The sequence below is a fragment of the Arthrobacter sp. C152 genome, from assembly GCF_054890965.1.
The window spans coordinates 209,076-226,869 of sequence record NZ_JBTZSU010000001.1; the positions used below are offsets into that span (position 1 = coordinate 209,076).

At 68.9% G+C, this 17,794-nt stretch carries 13 protein-coding genes; 11 read left to right on the forward strand and 2 right to left on the reverse strand.

Annotation, left to right across the window (positions count from 1 at the left end; genetic code table 11):
* Window positions 1-33 precede the first annotated feature (33 nt).
* The 7 genes from ACYSM9_RS00850 to ACYSM9_RS00880 all read left to right on the forward strand — a co-directional run bounded on the left by ACYSM9_RS00850 (window position 34) and on the right by ACYSM9_RS00880 (window position 10,135).
* Window positions 34-738: a hypothetical protein gene (locus ACYSM9_RS00850; RefSeq protein WP_461855086.1), complete on the forward strand. Its 705-nt coding sequence runs from the start codon at window positions 34-36 to the stop codon at window positions 736-738.
* Window positions 735-5,180 (forward strand): FtsK/SpoIIIE domain-containing protein, encoded by a 4,446-nt coding sequence (locus ACYSM9_RS00855; protein WP_461855087.1) that lies wholly within the window; start codon window positions 735-737, stop codon window positions 5,178-5,180. The genes ACYSM9_RS00850 and ACYSM9_RS00855 overlap by 4 nt, the downstream gene beginning before the upstream one ends.
* A 119-nt stretch (window positions 5,181-5,299) precedes the next feature.
* On the forward strand, window positions 5,300-5,902 hold the full coding sequence (locus ACYSM9_RS00860; protein ID WP_461855088.1) for a hypothetical protein: 603 nt from the start codon (window positions 5,300-5,302) through the stop codon (window positions 5,900-5,902).
* A 104-nt stretch (window positions 5,903-6,006) separates the two neighbouring features.
* Window positions 6,007-8,265 carry an NAD-dependent DNA ligase LigA gene (gene ligA / locus ACYSM9_RS00865; RefSeq protein WP_461855203.1) on the forward strand — a complete coding sequence of 753 codons (2,259 nt, stop codon included), beginning with the start codon at window positions 6,007-6,009 and terminating at the stop codon, window positions 8,263-8,265.
* On the forward strand, window positions 8,262-9,071 hold the full coding sequence (locus tag ACYSM9_RS00870) for an inositol monophosphatase family protein (protein WP_461855089.1): 810 nt from the start codon (window positions 8,262-8,264) through the stop codon (window positions 9,069-9,071). The genes ligA and ACYSM9_RS00870 overlap by 4 nt, the downstream gene beginning before the upstream one ends.
* A gap of 132 nt (window positions 9,072-9,203) precedes the next feature.
* Window positions 9,204-9,707, forward strand: coding sequence for a GNAT family N-acetyltransferase (locus tag ACYSM9_RS00875; protein ID WP_461855090.1), 504 nt, complete (start codon window positions 9,204-9,206; stop codon window positions 9,705-9,707).
* 47 nt (window positions 9,708-9,754) lie between these two features.
* Window positions 9,755-10,135, forward strand: a complete 381-nt coding sequence (locus ACYSM9_RS00880) for a RidA family protein (protein WP_461855091.1) — start codon at window positions 9,755-9,757, stop codon at window positions 10,133-10,135.
* A 13-nt stretch (window positions 10,136-10,148) separates the two neighbouring features.
* Here ACYSM9_RS00880 and ACYSM9_RS00885 read toward each other — a convergent pair whose 3' ends face one another.
* Both ACYSM9_RS00885 and ACYSM9_RS00890 read right to left on the reverse strand, forming a co-directional pair.
* Window positions 10,149-10,811, reverse strand: coding sequence for a response regulator (locus tag ACYSM9_RS00885; protein ID WP_461855092.1), 663 nt, complete (start codon window positions 10,809-10,811; stop codon window positions 10,149-10,151).
* On the reverse strand, window positions 10,804-12,540 hold the full coding sequence (locus tag ACYSM9_RS00890; protein WP_461855093.1) for a sensor histidine kinase: 1,737 nt from the start codon (window positions 12,538-12,540) through the stop codon (window positions 10,804-10,806). Before ACYSM9_RS00890 ends, ACYSM9_RS00885 begins: the two co-directional genes overlap by 8 nt.
* A gap of 226 nt (window positions 12,541-12,766) precedes the next feature.
* On the opposite strand from ACYSM9_RS00890, the gene ACYSM9_RS00895 reads away from it, so the two are divergent.
* The 4 genes from ACYSM9_RS00895 (at window position 12,767) to gatB (ending at window position 17,785) form a co-directional block, all read left to right on the forward strand.
* On the forward strand, window positions 12,767-14,236 hold the full coding sequence (locus ACYSM9_RS00895; protein ID WP_461855094.1) for a CitMHS family transporter: 1,470 nt from the start codon (window positions 12,767-12,769) through the stop codon (window positions 14,234-14,236).
* Between the two features lie 146 nt (window positions 14,237-14,382).
* Entirely contained in the window at window positions 14,383-14,679 is a 297-nt protein-coding gene (gene gatC, locus ACYSM9_RS00900) for an Asp-tRNA(Asn)/Glu-tRNA(Gln) amidotransferase subunit GatC (RefSeq protein ID WP_108598482.1), read from the forward strand.
* A 2-nt stretch (window positions 14,680-14,681) separates the two neighbouring features.
* Complete coding sequence (gene gatA, locus ACYSM9_RS00905; protein WP_461855095.1) at window positions 14,682-16,277, forward strand: Asp-tRNA(Asn)/Glu-tRNA(Gln) amidotransferase subunit GatA; 1,596 nt, start codon at window positions 14,682-14,684, stop codon at window positions 16,275-16,277.
* Window positions 16,277-17,785 (forward strand): Asp-tRNA(Asn)/Glu-tRNA(Gln) amidotransferase subunit GatB, encoded by a 1,509-nt coding sequence (gatB, locus tag ACYSM9_RS00910; RefSeq protein WP_461855096.1) that lies wholly within the window; start codon window positions 16,277-16,279, stop codon window positions 17,783-17,785. Before gatA ends, gatB begins: the two co-directional genes overlap by 1 nt.
* Window positions 17,786-17,794: the final 9 nt, after the last annotated feature.

Consider the following 17,794-nt stretch of genomic DNA (forward strand, 5'->3'; position numbering starts at 1 on the left):
CCGGAACAGTTCTGCCCTGAGGAGGCACAGATCATGGGGGATCTAGCAATAGATTTCTGTGGCGAATGGTACGAGCCATCGGACGAGGACGTTTTCAACATCGGCCGCGAGGGCGACCTCGAAGTCGACGACAACCCCTACCTGCACCGGCAGTTCCTGCAGGTGGCCCGGTACGACGGCATCTGGTGGCTCAGCAACGTCGGCAGCATGCTCTCTGCCACCGTGGCTGACGCCTCCGGCGGCATGCAGGCCTGGCTGTCGCCCGGGGCCCGCATTCCCCTGGTGTTCAGCCACACGAACATCATCTTCACCGCCGGCCCTACCACCTATGAGTTCGCCGTGCACTTGAAGACCCCGTCCTTCCGCCAGGAGGCACGGGAGGGCGCCAGCAGCGGCGACACCACCATCGGGCCGGTGGTCTTCACGGACGCGCAGAAAGCGCTGATCGTGGCGCTCGCCGAACCCGTCCTGCGGCGCGAAGGCACCGGCTTCAGCACCATCCCGTCCTCCGCCGCGGCCGCCAGGACCCTGGGCTGGGCGCTGACCCGCTTCAACCGGAAGCTGGACAACGTCTGCGACAAGCTGGACCGGGTTGGCGTCGTGGGATTGCGCGGGGGAGGCGGCAAGCTGGCCACCAACCGGCGTGCCCGGCTGGTTGAGCATGCGGTCACCACCCACCTGGTGACCGCCGATGACCTGTACCTGCTGGAGAAGATGAGGGGCGTGGACGAGGGATGAGGATCCGGCTGACACTCCGCCGGGAACCCGCCGACGCCAAGGACCTGGCCGTCACGGTGGACGGACTGGCAACCGTGGCCGATATCGCCACCGTCCTGTGGGCCGCGGACCCCGACCGCAAGGGCACGCCCGCCCCGGACAACCTTTCACTGCGCATCGACGAAGCCTTCGTGGGAGCCGGCATCAGCGGGAATGTCCTGGCACGCGGTGACAACCTCCTCGAATCGGGCCTGCGTCCCGGCTCCGTGGTGTCGCTGGCACAGGTCAGCGAGCAGTTCCATGAGCCCGGCGCCGGGCGCGGGCCGGCCGCCGCCACGCTGCGGGTGCTGTCCGGGCCCGACGTCGGCCGCGAATTTTCGCTGCCCACCGGAACCAGCTACATCGGCCGGGACAGGGACGTTGACATCCGCCTGACGGACCCCCTGACCTCCAAGCGGCATGCCCGCATTACGGTGGCCGAGGGCATTGAGATCGTGGACACCAACTCGGCCAACGGGCTGCTGATGGACGGGCTTCCCGTCACCCGGGCCACGCTGAACTCCTCCGACACGGTGACCCTGGGCGACACCACCGTGACAGTGGTTCCACTGGGGCACAACCAGGCGGCAGCACCGACGTCTCCCCTGGTCAATTTCAACCGGTCCCCGCGCGTGGTTCCCCGGTTCGAACCGGCCAAGCGGGTCCTGCCCGCCGGACCCAAGCGCCCCGAAGACCACCCCTTCCCCTACATCATGCTGATCGCGCCGCTGATGATGGGGGCCATCATCTTTGCCGTCACGCAGAACGCGCTCTCGGTGGTGTTCATGATGATGATGCCGCTGTTCATCGTGGGCCACTACGTGGACCAGAAGATGCGGTCCCGCAGCCAGCAGAAGGAGCAGCTCAAGCAGTTCCGCGCCTCCATGGCCGCCTTCCGCCAGGACATGACCGAGCTGCAGCAGGTGGAACGGGCGGTGCGGCTCCAGGAGGCGCCCTCCGTCAGCGACACCGTGGACGCCATCTATAAGCTCGGCCCGCTGCTGTGGACGCACCGGCCCGAGCACGGCTCCTTCATGGGGCTGCGGTTCGGGCTCGGAACCGCGCCGTCCAGGATCCCGCTGGAGGAACCGTCCAGCAACGACACCGAAGTCCGGTACAGCCGTGAAATCCAGGACTGCCTTAAGCAGTTCAGCGAGATCGAAGGCGTCCCGGTGGTATCCCAGCTGCGCACCTCCGGCGCCTTCGGCATCGCCGGGGCCCGCGGCCTGGTGGATGACGTGGCCCGCGGCGTGGTGCTGCAACTCGTGGGTCTGCATTCCCCGGCCGAGGTGGTCCTGACGGCCATCACCTCCGCCCAGTCCCGCGAACGCTGGAACTGGCTGCAGTGGCTGCCGCACGTCGGCTCCGGCCACAGCCCCCTCGGCGGCGACCACCTCGCGGCCGGATCCGCCGGCGGCTCCTCCCTGCTGGCGCGCCTCGAGGACCTCGTCGAAGCCCGGGAGGCCGCAGCGAAGCGCTCCGGCCCGGAGCTGAGGCCAGGCCTCGACCCGGCAAAGCACGAGGTGGAGGAGCCGGTCCTGCCGGCCGTGCTGGTCATCGTCGAGGACGACGCCCCCGCCGACCGTGGCCGCCTCACCCGGCTCGCCGAACGCGGACCGGATTCCGGCGTCCACGTCCTGTGGGTTGCCACCGACATCCAGGCCCTTCCCGCCGCCTGCCGCGACTTCATGGTGGTGGACGGCGACCACGGCACCACCACCGGCCAGGTCCGGCTGGGCCGCCACACCTACCCCGTCAGCTGCGAAAGCGTTGACGCCGACCTCGCCGGGCAGCTCGCCCGGATGCTGGCACCGGTGGTTGACGTGGGCAAGCCCGTCAACGACGACTCCGACCTGCCGCGCGCGGTGTCCTACGCCACCCTGATCGGCAAGGACTTCCTGGACAACCCGCAGGCGGTTGCCGAACGGTGGACCGAAAACAACTCCGTGCACGCCAGCGCCGTGCCAAACCGCAAGGACAACGGCACGCTCCGCGCCCTGGTGGGCTCCAAGGGCATCGAGCCGCTGTACCTGGACCTCAAGAACGAAGGACCGCACGCCCTGGTGGGCGGCACCACCGGCGCCGGCAAGTCCGAGTTCCTCCAGTCCTGGGTGATGGGCATGGCCGCCGCCTACAGTCCGGACCGGGTGAGTTTCCTGTTCGTCGACTACAAGGGCGGCGCCGCGTTCGCGGACTGCATCAACCTGCCGCATACGGTGGGCCTCGTAACCGACCTTTCCCCGCACCTGGTGCGGCGGGCCCTGACGTCGCTGCGCGCCGAACTGCACTACCGCGAGCAGCTGCTGAACCGGAAGAAGGCCAAGGACCTGCTCGCGCTGCAGCGCGAGGCAGACCCGGAGGCTCCGCCGTACCTGATCATCATCGTCGACGAATTCGCGGCACTGGCCAACGAGGTGCCGGAATTCGTCGACGGCGTGGTGGACGTCGCGGCCCGCGGCCGCTCCCTGGGCCTGCACCTGATCCTGGCCACCCAGCGGCCCGCCGGCGTCATCAAGGACAGCCTCCGGGCCAACACCAACCTGCGGGTGGCCCTCCGGATGGCCGACGAGGACGACGCCACGGACATCCTCGGCGTCCCGGACGCCGCCTACTTCGACCCCGCCATCCCGGGCCGCGGGGCCGCCAAGACCGGGCCGGGCCGGATCCAGGGTTTCCAGACCGGCTATGCCGGCGGCTGGACCACCGACAAGCCGCAGCGGCCCCAGATCGACATCGTGGAAATGGCGTTCGGCTCCGGACCCAGCTGGGAGGCCCCCGCGCCGGAAAAGCCCGTGGCCGCCGAACCCGCCGGCCCCAACGACATTGCCAGGATGACCGCCAACATCGTCCGCGCCGCCGACACCCTGGCCATCTCCCCGCCGCGGAAGCCGTGGCTGGACGAGCTGGCCAAGACCTACGACTTCTCCAAGCTGCCCAACCCCCGCACCGACGAACAGCTGCTGCTCGGTGTTGCCGACGATCCGGTGCACCAGGACCAGCCCACCGTGTTCTACGAGCCGGACCGGGACGGCAACATGGCCATCTACGGCACCGGCGGTTCCGGCAAGTCCGCGGCCCTGCGGGGCATCGCGATTGCCGCCGCCGTCACCCCCCGCGGCGGCCCGGTCCACGTGTACGGCATCGACTGCGGCTCGGCCGGTTTGCGGATGCTGGATGAGCTGCCCCACGTGGGCGAGATCATCGACGGCGACGACGTCGAGCGGGTGGGGCGGCTGCTGCGCCTCCTGCGCGACGTGGCCGAACAGCGCGCGGCCCGTTTCGCCGAGGTCCGCGCCTCCACCATCGTGGAGTACCGCAGGCTGGCCAACCGGCCGGACGAAAAGCGGATCTTCGTGTTGGTGGACGGCATGTCGGCGTTCCGGGATGCGTACGAGCACAGCAAGCTGTCCGGCCTCTGGGACATCTTCCTGCAGCTCGCCACCGACGGCCGGACCCTCGGAATCCACCTGGTGGTGACCGGCGACCGGCCCAACGCCGTCCCCGCCTCGCTGCTGGCCTCGATCCAGCGCCGCCTGGTCCTGCGCCTTTCCTCCGAGGACGATTACATTTCCCTGGACGTGCCGCGGGATGTCCTCTCCGCCACGTCGCCTCCGGGCCGCGGCCTGCTCGACGGGCTTGAGGTCCAGCTGGCCGTCCTGGGCGGCAACTCGAACCTTGCCCTGCAGGCCCGCGAAGTGCACAAGCTCAGCGAAGCGATGCTGCGCCAGGGCCTGGACACTGCGCCCGGCATCGAACGGCTCCCGGACCAGGTGGACCTCGATGTCCTGCCCGCCGGCACCGCGGACCTGCCCGTCATCGGCGTGGACGATGAATCCCTGCAACCGGCCGAAATCATGGCGCGGGGCCCGCTGCTGCTCGCCGGCCCCCCGGGTGCAGGACGTACCGTGGCCCTGGTAACCCTCGCGTACGCGCTGCGCCGCTCCAACCCCGGAACCGAGCTGATCTACCTCGGCTCCCGGCGCTCCGCCGTCGCCTCCCTGCCCATCTGGAGCCGCTCCGTGGTGGGCGCGGACGACCTCGCCGAGGTGGTCGAGGACCTGGTGGAACACTCCACCGGAAACCCGGGATCGCTGGCCTTCTTCATCGAAGGGCTCACCGAGTTCACCGACACCATCGCCGAGTCCGGCGTGGCGCAGCTGGTCACGGCCTCCCTCAAGGCGGACCAGTGGGTCATCGGCGAATCGGAATCCTCCACCTGGTCCTCCGCCTGGCAGCTTGCCCAGCCGTTCAAATCCGGCCGCCGCGGCCTGCTCCTCAACCCCGGGGACATCGAAGGGGACAGCCTGCTCAACACCTCCCTGGGCCGGGTCAGCCCCGACTTCATCCCCGGCCGGGGCTACGTGGTGGGGCGCGGCAAAGCCCGGAAGATCCAGGTGGCGCTGCCGCCCGAAAACAGGGGCTAAAGGCATCGGACGGGCGGCCGCCACGTCACGCGATTTGCGGCCGCCCGCAAGGTATAGAAGACTCGTGCGGATCCCAGAAGGCCGCGGACGGGGGGATTCGTGGGCGTCGAAAGGTAACAATGCCCCCCTCCTCCCCACTAATCAGGGCTGTCCCCGCTGCCCTTTCCGCCGCCGTCCTCGCGCTCTCGCTCGGCCTGCCCCTGGGCGTGCCGGCCGTGGCCGACTCGCCTGACCCGACCCCCGCCGCCACCTCGGTCGCCCCAACCCCCACCGCTGACGCGGCGCCGGACAGGACGGCGGATGCGCGGCCGGACAAACCAAAGTTCACCGACCCGCCCGGCCAGGCCCCGCCGGTCCAGCCGTCCCCAACCGACGAGCCCGCGGACCCCGGCACATCGGCACCGGCCAGCAAGCCGCGCACAACGCAACCAGCCCCGGTGCAGCCCGACCCCGCAGCATCCACCGGGCCGGCGGAAGATGCCACCCCGACGGACCCCGCCACGTCCGCAACGGAACAGCCGCCCACGTCCGCCGCGCCGTCGTCGGAATCCAACTGGAACAAACCGGTGACCAGGACCCCGAGCCAGGCCGGCGCCCTGGAAAACTTCAGCAGTCCGGGCGGCGACGTCCCCAGCCTGGCCATCCCGGCCGGCGTCGTTCTGCTCACGCTTTCCGCCGGTGCATTCGCCTGGTGGGGCAGGAACCGGCTCCGGTCGCACTGACGGTTGCGGTCACACTGGCAGGACCCTCCCGACTGATTGTCGGAGCCGTAAGGCAAGATAGGTCTGTGAGTACAGGACAAGGCCCCGCACAGACCAGCACCCGCATCGAGACGCCGCACGAGCCGGAAGCCGTCCCTGCAGAGTCTGTCCGCGAGGAATATGAAAACCTTGCGGACCTCGTACGGAAGTACCGCTTCGCCTACTACCAGGAGGATGCGCCCCTGGTATCCGATGCGGAGTTCGACACCCTCTTCCGCCGGCTGGAGGAGATCGAGGCCCTGCATCCGGAACTGGTGGCCAACGATTCCCCCACCCAGGAAGTGGGCGGCGAAGTCTCCGCCGCGTTCGCCCCGGTGGAACACCTGCAGCGGATGTACAGCCTGGAGGACGTCTTCTCCCTCGACGAGCTCGAAGCGTGGCTCAACAGGGCAGAGGCAAGCATCGACAAGCTGGGAAACGGGAGCGCGAAGGCGGCGTGGCTGACCGAACTCAAGATCGACGGACTGGCCGTCAACCTGCTCTACCGCGACGGCAAGCTGGTGCGCGCCGCCACCCGCGGGGACGGCACCACCGGCGAGGACATCACCCACAACCTGCTCACCATCAAGGACATCCCGCGGGAACTGCGCGGCAGCCGTTTTCCCGCGGAGATGGAAGTCCGCGGTGAAGTCTTCATCCCTTCCAAGGCTTTCGCGGAATTCAACGAGGCCCTGATCGAGGCCGGCAAAGCACCCCTTGCCAACCCGCGGAACGCCGCCGCCGGCTCGCTGCGGCAGAAGGACCCCGCCGAGACAGCCAAGCGGCCGCTGCAGATGTTCGTGCACGGCATCGGCGCCCGCGAAGGGCTGGACCCGCGCAGCCAGTCCGAAACGTACGGACTCCTCAAGGAGTGGGGCCTGCCCGTCAGCCCGTACTTCGAGGTGCTGCAGGGCCGCGATGACGTCCTGGGCTTCATCAAACGCTACGGCGACCAGCGCCACAAGCTCCTCCACGAAATCGACGGCATCGTGATCAAGGTGGACGACTTCGCCACCCAGCGCGCCCTGGGCTACACCACCCGCGTCCCGCGCTGGGCCGTGGCCTACAAATACCCGCCGGAGGAGGTCCACACCAAGCTGCTGGACATCCAGGTGAACGTGGGCCGCACCGGGCGGGTAACCCCCTTTGGCGTGATGGAACCGGTCAAGGTGGCCGGCTCCACCGTGGAGATGGCCACCCTGCACAACCAGGACGTGGTCAAGGCCAAGGGCGTGAAGATCGGCGACATCGTCATCCTGCGGAAGGCAGGGGACGTCATCCCCGAAATCGTGGGGCCCGTGCTGGCCCTGCGCGACCAGCAGGACCCGCCGGTCCGCGACTTTGTGATGCCCACCAAATGCCCTTCCTGCGGCACGCCGCTGGCGCCGGCCAAGGAGGGGGACGTGGATGTCCGCTGCCCCAATTCCAGGTCCTGCCCCTCACAGCTCCGCGAGCGGGTATTCCATGTGGCAGGCCGCGGCGCCTTTGACATCGAGGCCTTGGGCTGGGAGGCGGCCATCGCCCTGACCCAGCCGGCAGAGCCCGAGGTGCCGCCGCTGACGTCCGAAGCACGGTTGTTCGACCTCACCCCGGAGGACCTGGCGGACGTGAAGATCCGGCGGGAGAAGAAATCCAAGGGCGTCCCCACCGGCGAGTACGAGCTGGTGCCGTACTTCTACAGCAAGGGAACCGCAAAGTCGCCGTCCAAGCCCACCGCCAATACCCAGAAACTCTTCAAGGAACTGGAAAAGGCCAAGACCCAGCCGCTCTGGCGCGTGCTGGTGGCCCTGTCCATCCGGCACGTCGGGCCCCGGGCCTCCCGTGCCCTGGCCCAGGCCTTTGGCACAATGGACCGGATCAGGGCTGCGTCCGAGGAGGAACTCGCCCACGTGGACGGTGTGGGCCCCACCATCGCCGCCGCGCTCAAGGAATGGTTCGCCGAGGACTGGCACGTGGAGATCATCGACCGCTGGGCCGCCGCCGGAGTGCGCATGGAGGACGAACGCGACGAATCCATGCCCCGCACCCTCGAAGGCCTCACCGTGGTGGTCACCGGCTCCCTGCCCAACTTCAGCCGGGACGAGGCCAAGGAAGCCATCCTGCTCCGGGGCGGCAAAGCCGCCGGGTCGGTCTCGAAGAACACCAGCTACGTGGTCGCGGGCGAAAGCGCTGGCAGCAAGCTGGATAAAGCGGAGCAGCTGGGCATCCCCGTGCTGGACGAGGACGGCTTCCGGCAGTTGCTCGACGGCGGACCGGCAGCGCTGGGGGACGAGGCAGGAGAAGACGCCGGCGCGGACGGCAACGAGGAAGCGTCCGTGCCTTCTGCTGTGGAGGAAACCGCATGAGCACCCCCACGGAACTCCTGGAAGTGGCCCGGCAGGCCGCCGCCGCGGGCGCCGCCGTGCTGGCGCGCCGGACAGTCGACGGCCTGGGCGCCAGCAACAAGGGCGCGGCGGGGGACTGGGTCACCGCGTTCGACCTTGCTGCGGAAGACGCCGTGCGCGAGGTCATCACCGCGGCGCGCCCGGGGGACAGCATCACCGGGGAAGAACACGGGACCACCCGCCCGGCCGACCCCACCGGCTACCGCTGGTCCATCGACCCCCTGGACGGCACCACCAACTTCATCCGCAATATCGTCTACTACGCCACGTCGGTGGCCGTGGCGGATGCTGACGGCGTCTGGCTCGCCGGCGTCGTCAACGCCCCCGCCCTGCGCCGCGTGTACTACGCCGCCCGTGGCCACGGCGCGTGGCTGGAGGAAGACGGCACGGTGACGCGCCTGGAAGGACCCGTCTCCGGCCGGAAGGGCCAGATCCTCGCAACCGGATTCAGCTACGATCCGGCCGTCCGGTCCGAGCAGGCCTCGGCCCTGGCCGGGCTGATGGACGGGTTCGCCGACGTCCGGCGGCTCGGTTCGGCGGCACTGGACCTGTGCATGGTGGCCGACGGCACCCACGACGCCTACGGCGAGCGGGGCCTCAACGAGCATGACTTCTCCGCCGGCGCGCTGATCGCCGAGGAAGCCGGGTGCTGGGTTCGCAGGCCCCGCCTGGCCAGTCCCCTCGACGGCGGGCCCACCGACGACGAGCGCCTGGACGCCTGGACGTGCGCGGCGGGCCTGGAACTGTCCGGCAAGTTCCCGCTGTAACCGGACGCGGGCGGCCGGACGCCGCTGGCAGAGGCACCGGGCCGGACGGCTGCGGGCCCGTCATGTGATAGCTCGGTCACGGAAAACGCGTTTCCGCGGCGTCCCGAACGCACGTGCCACTAGCATTGACGGGTGCAGCCGCAGATCACCATCCGTCCCGCCGTCGAGGCCGACTTCGGAGCCGTCGCCCGCATCACCCGCGACTCCTACCTTTCCGCCGGCTACTTCGACGACGCCGGGCACCCCTACATGGTCAAGATCGCGGACGTGGCGGCCCGGGCGGAGCAGGCCACCATCTGGGTGGCCGAACGGGACGGGACCGTTATCGGCTCGGTAACATTGGCACTGGCGGGCGAGCCCTACGCTGACATCGCCCTGCCGGACGAGCTCGAATTCCGCATGCTGGTGGTTGACCCGGCGGTACAGCGCAGCGGCGCCGGCCGCGCGATGGTGGACGCCATCGTGGCACACGCCAGGACGCTGCCCGGCATCCACGGCGTGGCGCTGACCACGGGAGAGGACTGGGACAGTGCCCACGGTCTGTACCGCAGGACCGGCTTCCGGCGGGTCCCCGAACGCGACTGGTTTGTTCCCGGAACCGACACAAAACTGCTGGTTTACCGGCGCGACCTGTAGCGGCCCTACAGTGGTGGCGACCCATTCCAGCTTTGAAAGGCCCACCCATGCGCAAAACCTTCGGCACCGGCTCCGTCTGGGAACAGACCCTCGGCTACTCCCGCGCCGTCCAGGTGGACAACACGCTCTACATCTCCGCCACCGCCGCCAGCGGTGACGAAGGCATCGTCGGCGATGACTTCTACACCCAGACCCAGTACATCCTGCAGAAGCTCGGCAAGGTCCTGGCAGACGCCGGGTTCGGTTATGAGGACGTGGTGCAGTCCAAGCTGTACCTGACGGACATCAGCAAATGGGAGGAAGCCGGCAAGGCCCACGGCGAGGTGTTCGGCGAGATCCGGCCCACGCTTTCCCTGGTGCACGTGCTGCCCTTCCTGGACCCGAAGATGCTCGTCGAGATCGAACTCGTGGCCCAGAAGAGCGCGTAACTCCAGCCGTTTCCTACTTCCCGGGCAGGCCGTAGCGGTGCTCCGGCCGCCCCGTGGTCCCGTAGCGCAGCTGGATGTCCACCGCGCCGTCGTCCGCCAGCGAGGATAGGTAGCGCTGGGCGGTGGCGCGCGAGACGCCCACGCGGGCGGCCACCTCGGCGGCCGAGTACTGCTCGCCCGGGACCAGGGACTCCAGCACCGCCGCTTCGGTCGCCGAGCGGGGTTTCGACGACGGCGTGACGTCGCCCGGAATCAGCGAGCGTTTGGCCCGTTCCACGGCCTCCTGGTCCAGCGCCCCGGGGTGGCCCAGGAGGCGCCGGTACCGGGCATAGGAGCGCAGCTGCTGCGACAGTGACTCCGCGGTGAACGGCTTCAGCAGGTAGCCCAGGGCGCCCCGCCGGAACGCGACACGGATGGACGAAGCATCGGAGGCCGCGCTGAGGATGATGGTGTCCACGTCCAGCTGCTGCAGCAGGTCCAGCCCGGACGCGTCCGGCAGGTACACGTCCAGCAGCACCAGGTCCGGGCGCAGGCTGTGGATCGCCTGCAAAGCCAGGGAGGCTGTCCCCACCGGGGCCAGGGCCAGGAATCCGGCCACGGAATCAACGTAGGCGGCGTGCAGCTTTGCCACGTGGAAGTCGTCGTCCACGATCAGGACCCGAAAATCGTCAGCCATTCCCATCCTCCCGGTTATCCCCCCAAGCCTTGGCTTTTCCCGCCGTCGTATGCGGCAGGGTCGCCATGAACACAGCGCCCGGCCCGCCTTTCCTGCCGCGTTCCAGCACCTTGACGTCGCCGCCGCGGCGGTGGGCAATCTGGCGTGCCAGAGCCAGCCCGAACCCCTGGCCGCCGCCGGCGCGGACGGGTCCGGCAGCGGTGGTAAACCCCTCCGCGAAGACCCCCTCCGGGTCGGCGCCTTCCGCCAGCCCGTCACCCGAGTCGGCGACCACGACGTGCAGCGTCCCGCCGTCGTCGCCCGGCTCGTCCAGCACCTCAAGCTCAACCCAGCGGTCCGTCGAAGCCCCGGCGACGGCGGCGTTGACGGCATTGTCGATCAGGTTGCCGAGTACCGTCGTAACGTCCTGGGCCTCGGTGACATGGCCGCGGACCAGGGTTTCCGGCCCGATTCTCAGGGCCACGCCGCGCTCGTCCGCCTCAACGCCCTTGGCGCCCACGAAGGCCTGCAGGTACGGGTCCTGCAGCAGCTCGGCCTGGTCCACCGGGAATTTCAGCGGCCCCGTGGCGGCGAGCCGGGCGAGGTAGTCGCGCGCCTCCTGGTGCTGCCCGATGCCCAGGAATCCCGCCAGGGTGTGCAGCTGGTTGGCGAACTCGTGCCGCTGCGCGCGCAGGGCGGTGGACATGGTCCCCACCGCATCGAGCTGGCGGGTGAGCTGCTGCAACTCGGTGCGGTCCCGCAGCATGATGACCCAGCCCAGGTCCTCGCGGCGGTGCAGCGCCTTGCGGGCGTTCACCACCAGCACCCGGCCGGCGGCCACGAGCTCCAGGGCGTCCGGGGTGGGCCCCGCCAAGCCGGGAACGCCCGGGCCGGGACGGGTCAGCGACTTCAGCTGCTCCGGAACGGGGGCCTCGTCCCATGCAGTGCCGGACAGGTCCGGGAGCTCCAGCAGCCGCTGCGCCGCTGCGTTGAAGACGCTGACGCGGCCGTCGGCACTGACGCCGATGACGCCGTCGTCCACGCCCTGCAGCACGGCCACCTGGTCGTGGACCAGCGTGCTGATCTCCTCCGGTTCCAGGCCCAGCGTGAGCCGCTGCAGCCGGCGGCGCAGCAGGAAGGAGCCCAGCACCCCCGCCAGGCCGGCGCCGGCCGCGGTCAGGGCCACCGGGCCGATGTCCCGGGCCACGCTCTGGCCCACCGTCTCCATGGAGTAGCCAACGCTCACCTCGCCCACCACGGTGGAGGTGCCGGGTGCGTACACCGGGACCTTCGCGCCCGCGGACGGGCCCAGCGTTCCGGTGTTCCGGGTGGTGACCTCCTGCCCGGACAACGCCTCGGAGGGATCGGTGCTGACCTTTTCGCCCAGCCGCTGCGGGTCGGGATGGGCCAGCCGGATCCCGGTTTCGTCCGTGATCACCACGAACAGGGCGCCCGTCCTGGTCCGTGCAGCCTCCGCGGACGCCTGCAGGGGACCGGCCAGCAGTTCGGCGGCCGGGGGAGTGCCGGGCTGGCCACTGATGGCCAGCACGTCTGCCCGGACCTCCGGGTCGGAAGCGACGGCCCGGGCCAGCGTCAGCGCCTGGTTCTCCGCCTCGTTGCCCACCCGGTCGTAGGTGAGCCAGGCGTGGACGGCGGCGCTGAGCAGCACCACCAGCAGCACCACGGCAAGCTGCAGCAGGAGTGTCTGGGTGGAGAACCGCAGCGGCGGCCGGGGCGCGGAACGCTGCATTCATCCTCCTTGACGGGTACTGGTTGAAGGGCACTTGGCCTAACGGTGTTGGTGCACTGGGGACGGCATCTTCAGCGCCCAAGCTACGTGAGCATAATGAGCAAAATGCTCCCAATAAGCAGTATGCCAATCAATTGAGCCAAAGGCACTGCCGTGACGGCCGCCACCCTACAGTCTGTAGCACGCATCACAACGCTGTGGTGCCGTTCACAAGAAGGAGCCGGCTGTGCTGGTAATACTTGGATTCGCCATGATCGCAGTTTTCATGGTGCTGATCATGACGAAGAAGTTGACGCCAGTGCTGGCGTTGATCATCGTCCCTACTGTTTTTGGCCTGTTCGCCGGGGCCGGCCTGGGCATCGGCGACATGGTCATGGACTCCATGAAGTCCATGACCTCCACCGCGGCCCTGCTGATGTTCGCCATCATCTACTTCGGCCTGATGATCGACGTCGGACTGTTCGACCCGCTGGTGAAGTTCATCCTCCGCAAGCTGGGCAACGACCCCGCCAAGGTTGTCCTGGGCACCGCCATCCTCGCGGCCGCCGTGTCCCTGGACGGTGACGGATCCACCACCTTCATCCTCACCACCGCCGCGATGCTGCCGGTCTACCTGCGGCTGAAAATGAGCCCGGTGGTCCTCACCTGTGTGGCCGGCCTGGCCAACGGCACCATGAACATCCTGCCCTGGGGCGGCCCCACGGCCCGCGCCGCCACCGCCCTGAAGATCGACGTCAACGACGTCTTCGTCCCCATGGTCCCGTCTCTGGTGGCCGGCCTGGTGGTCGTGTTCGCGTTCGCCTGGCTGCTGGGCCTGCAGGAGCGCAACCGCCTGCGTGCCACCGCCGCCGAAATCTGGGGAACGCCGTCATCGGCAGAGCCCTTCACTGCAGGAGAGTTCGACGGCGGCGCCTCCGCCGGCGGGTCCGGCACCGGCCGCGGACGCAAGGGCGGCAACCCGGGCGGGGCAACCCCGGCCGGCGGTTCCGTGGCAGTCCTGGAACGCACCGAAGCCCTGGTGGACGGGAACGACTCGGCCATGGCCGACACCGCCCTGGACCCGAACCGCAGCACCCTGCGGCCCAAGCTGTTCTGGTTCAACCTGGCCCTGACCGTCGCCGTCATGGTGGTGCTCGTGGCCAACGTCATCCCGCTGCCGTTCGTCTTCATGGTGGGCGCCGCCGTCGCACTCCTGGTCAACTTCCCCAAGGTCAAGGACCAGGGCACGCAGCTGCTGGCGCACGCACCGTCCATCGTGGCCGTGGTCAGCATGGTCATGGCCGCCGCCGTCCTCACCGGCGTGCTCAAGGGCACCGGCATGGTCGAAGCGATGTCCGCGTGGCTGGTCCAGATCATCCCGTCCTCCATGGGCCCGTTCATGGCCGTCATCACCGGCGTCCTCAGCATTCCCATGACGTTCTTCATGAGCAACGATGCGTTCTACTTCGGCGTCCTGCCCGTCCTGAGCGAGACTGCCGCCCACTACGGTGTCAGCGCCGCGGACATGGCCCGTGCCTCCATCACCGGCCAGCCGTTCCACCTGCAGAGCCCGCTGGTTCCGGCCATCCTGCTGCTGGTCTCGCTGGCCAAGGTGGACCTCGGTGACCACCACAAGAAGGTTCTCTGGCGCACCGCCGTCATCTCCCTCGTAATGCTGGGCGTCGGCATGCTGACTGGAGCCATCGGTATCGGTTAGTCTGTAGCTGCCTGCGCTCCTGTCCCCGTGGCAGGACCAGGCATCGAAGGTGCCCGTCTGACGCCCGCTGGGGGATGTCAGACGGGCATCTGCGTTTCCCCACTAGACTGGATCGGAAAACAATTCGAACTTTGCAGGGGAGATCCATGGCTGCGATCAACCGGGACGACGTGGCGCATCTCGCGCGGCTCGCCCACATCGAGATGAGTGCCGAAGAGCTGGACAGGATGGCCGGCGAGCTCGCCGTCATCGTCGATTCGGTCAAGTCCGTCAGCGAGGCCGCCGGGGACGACGTTCCGGCCACCTCCCACCCCATTCCGCTCAGCAACGTCTTCCGCGAGGACGTGGTGGGCCACACGTTCACCGCGGAGCAGGCACTGTCCGGCGCGCCGGATTCCGACGACAACCGTTTCAAGGTCCCGGCCATCCTGGATGAGGCATAACCATGACTGAACAGAACCCCTCCGGCATCAGCGCCGACACCCTGATCCGCCTGTCCGCCGCGCAGCTCGCCGAAAAACTTGCCGCCGGCGAGGTCACTTCCGTCCAGGCCACCCAGGCCTACCTGGACCGGATCGCCCAGGTGGACGGCGGTGAGCGCGGCGTCAACGCGTTCCTGCATGTCAACGCGGAGGAAGCGCTCGCCGTCGCCGCCGAGGTGGACGCCATCCGCGCCGCCGGCGGTGCCGAGGCCGAAGCACTGCACGTCCTGGCAGGCGTTCCCATCGCCGTCAAGGACCTGATCGTCACCATCGGCCAGCCCACCACGGCGGGCTCGAAGATCCTTGAGGGCTGGCACAGCCCCTACGACGCCACGGTCGTCGAGCGCCTCCGCGCCGCGAAGATGCCCATCCTGGGCAAAACGAACCTGGACGAGTTCGCCATGGGCTCGTCCACGGAGCACTCGGCCTACGGCCCCACCCGCAACCCTTGGGACCTGGACCGGATCCCCGGCGGCTCCGGCGGCGGTTCGGCCGCAGCGGTCGCCGCGTTCGAGGCGCCCCTTGCCCTGGGCACGGACACCGGCGGCTCCATCCGCCAGCCCGGCGCCGTCACCGGCACCGTGGGCGTCAAGCCCACCTACGGCAGCATCTCCCGCTACGGCGCGATCGCCATGGCGTCCTCGCTGGACCAGATCGGGCCCGTCACCCGCACCGTCCTGGACTCCGCGCTCCTGCACCAGGTCATCGGCGGCCACGACCCCCGCGACTCCACCTCCCTGCCCGAGCCCCTGGCCGACCTCGTCGCCGCCGCGAAGACCGGCAACGTCGAGGGCCTGCGGATCGGCATCATCAAGGAACTGCACGGCGAGGGCTACCAGGCCGGCGTCGAAAACCGCTTCAACGAATCCCTGGACCTGCTCAAGGAAGCCGGCGCGGAAATCGTCGAGGTCTCCTGCCCCAACTTCCAGTACGCCCTGGGTGCCTACTACCTGATCATGCCGTCCGAGGCCTCCTCGAACCTGGCCAAGTTCGACGGCGTCCGGTACGGCCTGCGGGTCCTGCCCGAAGAGGGCCCGATGACCATCGAACGCGTCATGGGTGCCACCCGCGCCGCAGGCTTCGGCGACGAGGTCAAGCGCCGCATCATCCTGGGCACCTACGCCCTCTCCGCCGGCTACTACGACGCCTACTACGGCTCGGCGCAGAAGGTCCGCACCCTGGTGCAGCGCGACTTCGACGCGGCTTTTGAGAAGGCCGATGTCCTGATTTCGCCCACCGCCCCCACCACCGCGTTCCGGCTCGGCGAGAAGCTGGACGATCCCTTGGCGATGTACCTCAACGACGTTGCCACCATCCCGGCGAACCTGGCCGGCGTCCCCGGCCTGTCGCTGCCCGGCGGCCTGGCGGATGAGGACGGGCTCCCCGTCGGCATCCAGCTCCTCGCCCCTGCCCGCGAGGACGCCCGCCTGTACCGCGTGGGCGCCGTCCTTGAATCGCTGCTGGAGGCCAAGTGGGGCGGGCCGCTGCTGGCCCAGGCTCCTTCGCTGGTTGAGCCTGTCGAAACCGCTGCATCCCTCGAAACCCAGGAGGCAAAATAATGAGCACCGACGACATCCTGAGCTTCGAAGAGGCCATGGAGAAGTACGATCCCGTTCTGGGGTTCGAGGTTCACGTGGAGCTCAACACCAAGACCAAGATGTTCTCCTCGGCCCCGAACGTGTTCGGCGATGAGCCGAACACCAATGTCAACGAGGTGGACCTCGGCATGCCCGGCGTCCTGCCCGTGGTCAACAAGACCGCGATCGAGTCCTCCATCAAGATCGGCCTGGCGCTGAACTGCAAGATCGCCGAATCCTGCCGCTTCGCCCGGAAGCAGTACTTCTACCCGGACACCCCGAAAAACTTCCAGACGTCCCAGTACGACGAGCCCATCGCCTACGACGGGTACCTGGACGTTGAACTCGAGGACGGCACCGTGTTCCGCGTGGAGATCGAGCGCGCGCACATGGAGGAGGACGCCGGCAAGCTGACCCACATGGGCGGCGCCACCGGCCGCATCCAGGGCGCCGACTTCTCCCTGGTGGACTACAACCGCGCCGGCGTGCCGCTGGTGGAAATCGTCACCAAGCCGATCGAGGGTGCCGGTTCCCGCGCCCCGGAACTGGCCAAGGCGTACGTGGCGGCCGTCCGCGAGATCGTGAAGAACCTGGGTGTCTCCGATGCCCGAATGGAACGCGGCAATGTCCGCTGCGACGCCAACGTCTCGCTCCGCCCGCACGGCCGCGAACGGTTCGGCATCCGCTCCGAGACGAAGAACGTGAACTCGCTGCGCGCCGTCGAACACGCCGTGCGCTACGAGATCCAGCGGCACGCCGCCGTCCTGGATGCCGGCGAGCCCGTCGTCCAGGAAACCCGCCACTGGCACGAGGACACCCGCACCACCACCTCGGGCCGTGCGAAGTCCGACGCCGACGACTACCGCTACTTTCCGGAACCGGACCTGGTTCCCGTGGTCGCCTCCCGGGAATGGGTCGAGGAGCTGCGCGCCACGCTGCCCGAGCCGCCGGCCGAGCGCCGCAAGCGCCTGAAGGCCGACTGGGGCTACTCCGATCTCGAATTCCGTGACGTGGTGAACGCCGGCGTCCTGGACGAGATCGAGGAAACCATCGCCGCCGGCGCTTCGGCCTCCGTGGCCCGCAAGTGGTGGATGGGCGAGATCGTGGGCCGCGCCAAGGCCGCCGACGTCGACCCCGGCCAGCTCGGCGTGCAGCCCGCCACCATCGTCGAACTCGCCCGCATGGTCGAAGCCGGCAAGATCAACAACAAGATGGCGTCCCAGGTGCTGGACGGCGTGCTCGCCGGGGAAGGCACCCCGGAGGAGATCGTCGAAAAGCGCGGCCTCGCCGTCGTGTCCGACGACGGGCCCCTCCTGGCAGCCATCGACGCGGCACTCGCTGCCCAGCCCGACGTCGCGGACAAGATCCGCGGCGGCAAGGTCCAGGCCATCGGCGCGATCGTGGGCGGGGTCATGAAGGCCACCCGCGGCCAGGCGGATGCTGCACGCGTGCGTGAACTGATCCTGGAGAAGCTGGGCGTCACAGTCTAGCGATTCCCA

Coding starts and splice junctions, on each gene's coding strand:
- gatC (WP_108598482.1), top strand. CDS start 14,383: ATGGCTGCGATCAACCGGGACGACGTGGCGCATCTCGCGCGGCTCGCC.
- ACYSM9_RS00885 (WP_461855092.1), bottom strand. CDS start 10,811: ATGGCTGACGATTTTCGGGTCCTGATCGTGGACGACGACTTCCACGTG.
- ACYSM9_RS00890 (WP_461855093.1), bottom strand. CDS start 12,540: ATGCAGCGTTCCGCGCCCCGGCCGCCGCTGCGGTTCTCCACCCAGACA.
- ACYSM9_RS00870 (WP_461855089.1), top strand. CDS start 8,262: ATGAGCACCCCCACGGAACTCCTGGAAGTGGCCCGGCAGGCCGCCGCC.
- gatB (WP_461855096.1), top strand. CDS start 16,277: ATGAGCACCGACGACATCCTGAGCTTCGAAGAGGCCATGGAGAAGTAC.
- ACYSM9_RS00855 (WP_461855087.1), top strand. CDS start 735: ATGAGGATCCGGCTGACACTCCGCCGGGAACCCGCCGACGCCAAGGAC.
- gatA (WP_461855095.1), top strand. CDS start 14,682: ATGACTGAACAGAACCCCTCCGGCATCAGCGCCGACACCCTGATCCGC.
- ACYSM9_RS00850 (WP_461855086.1), top strand. CDS start 34: ATGGGGGATCTAGCAATAGATTTCTGTGGCGAATGGTACGAGCCATCG.
- ACYSM9_RS00860 (WP_461855088.1), top strand. CDS start 5,300: ATGCCCCCCTCCTCCCCACTAATCAGGGCTGTCCCCGCTGCCCTTTCC.
- ACYSM9_RS00880 (WP_461855091.1), top strand. CDS start 9,755: ATGCGCAAAACCTTCGGCACCGGCTCCGTCTGGGAACAGACCCTCGGC.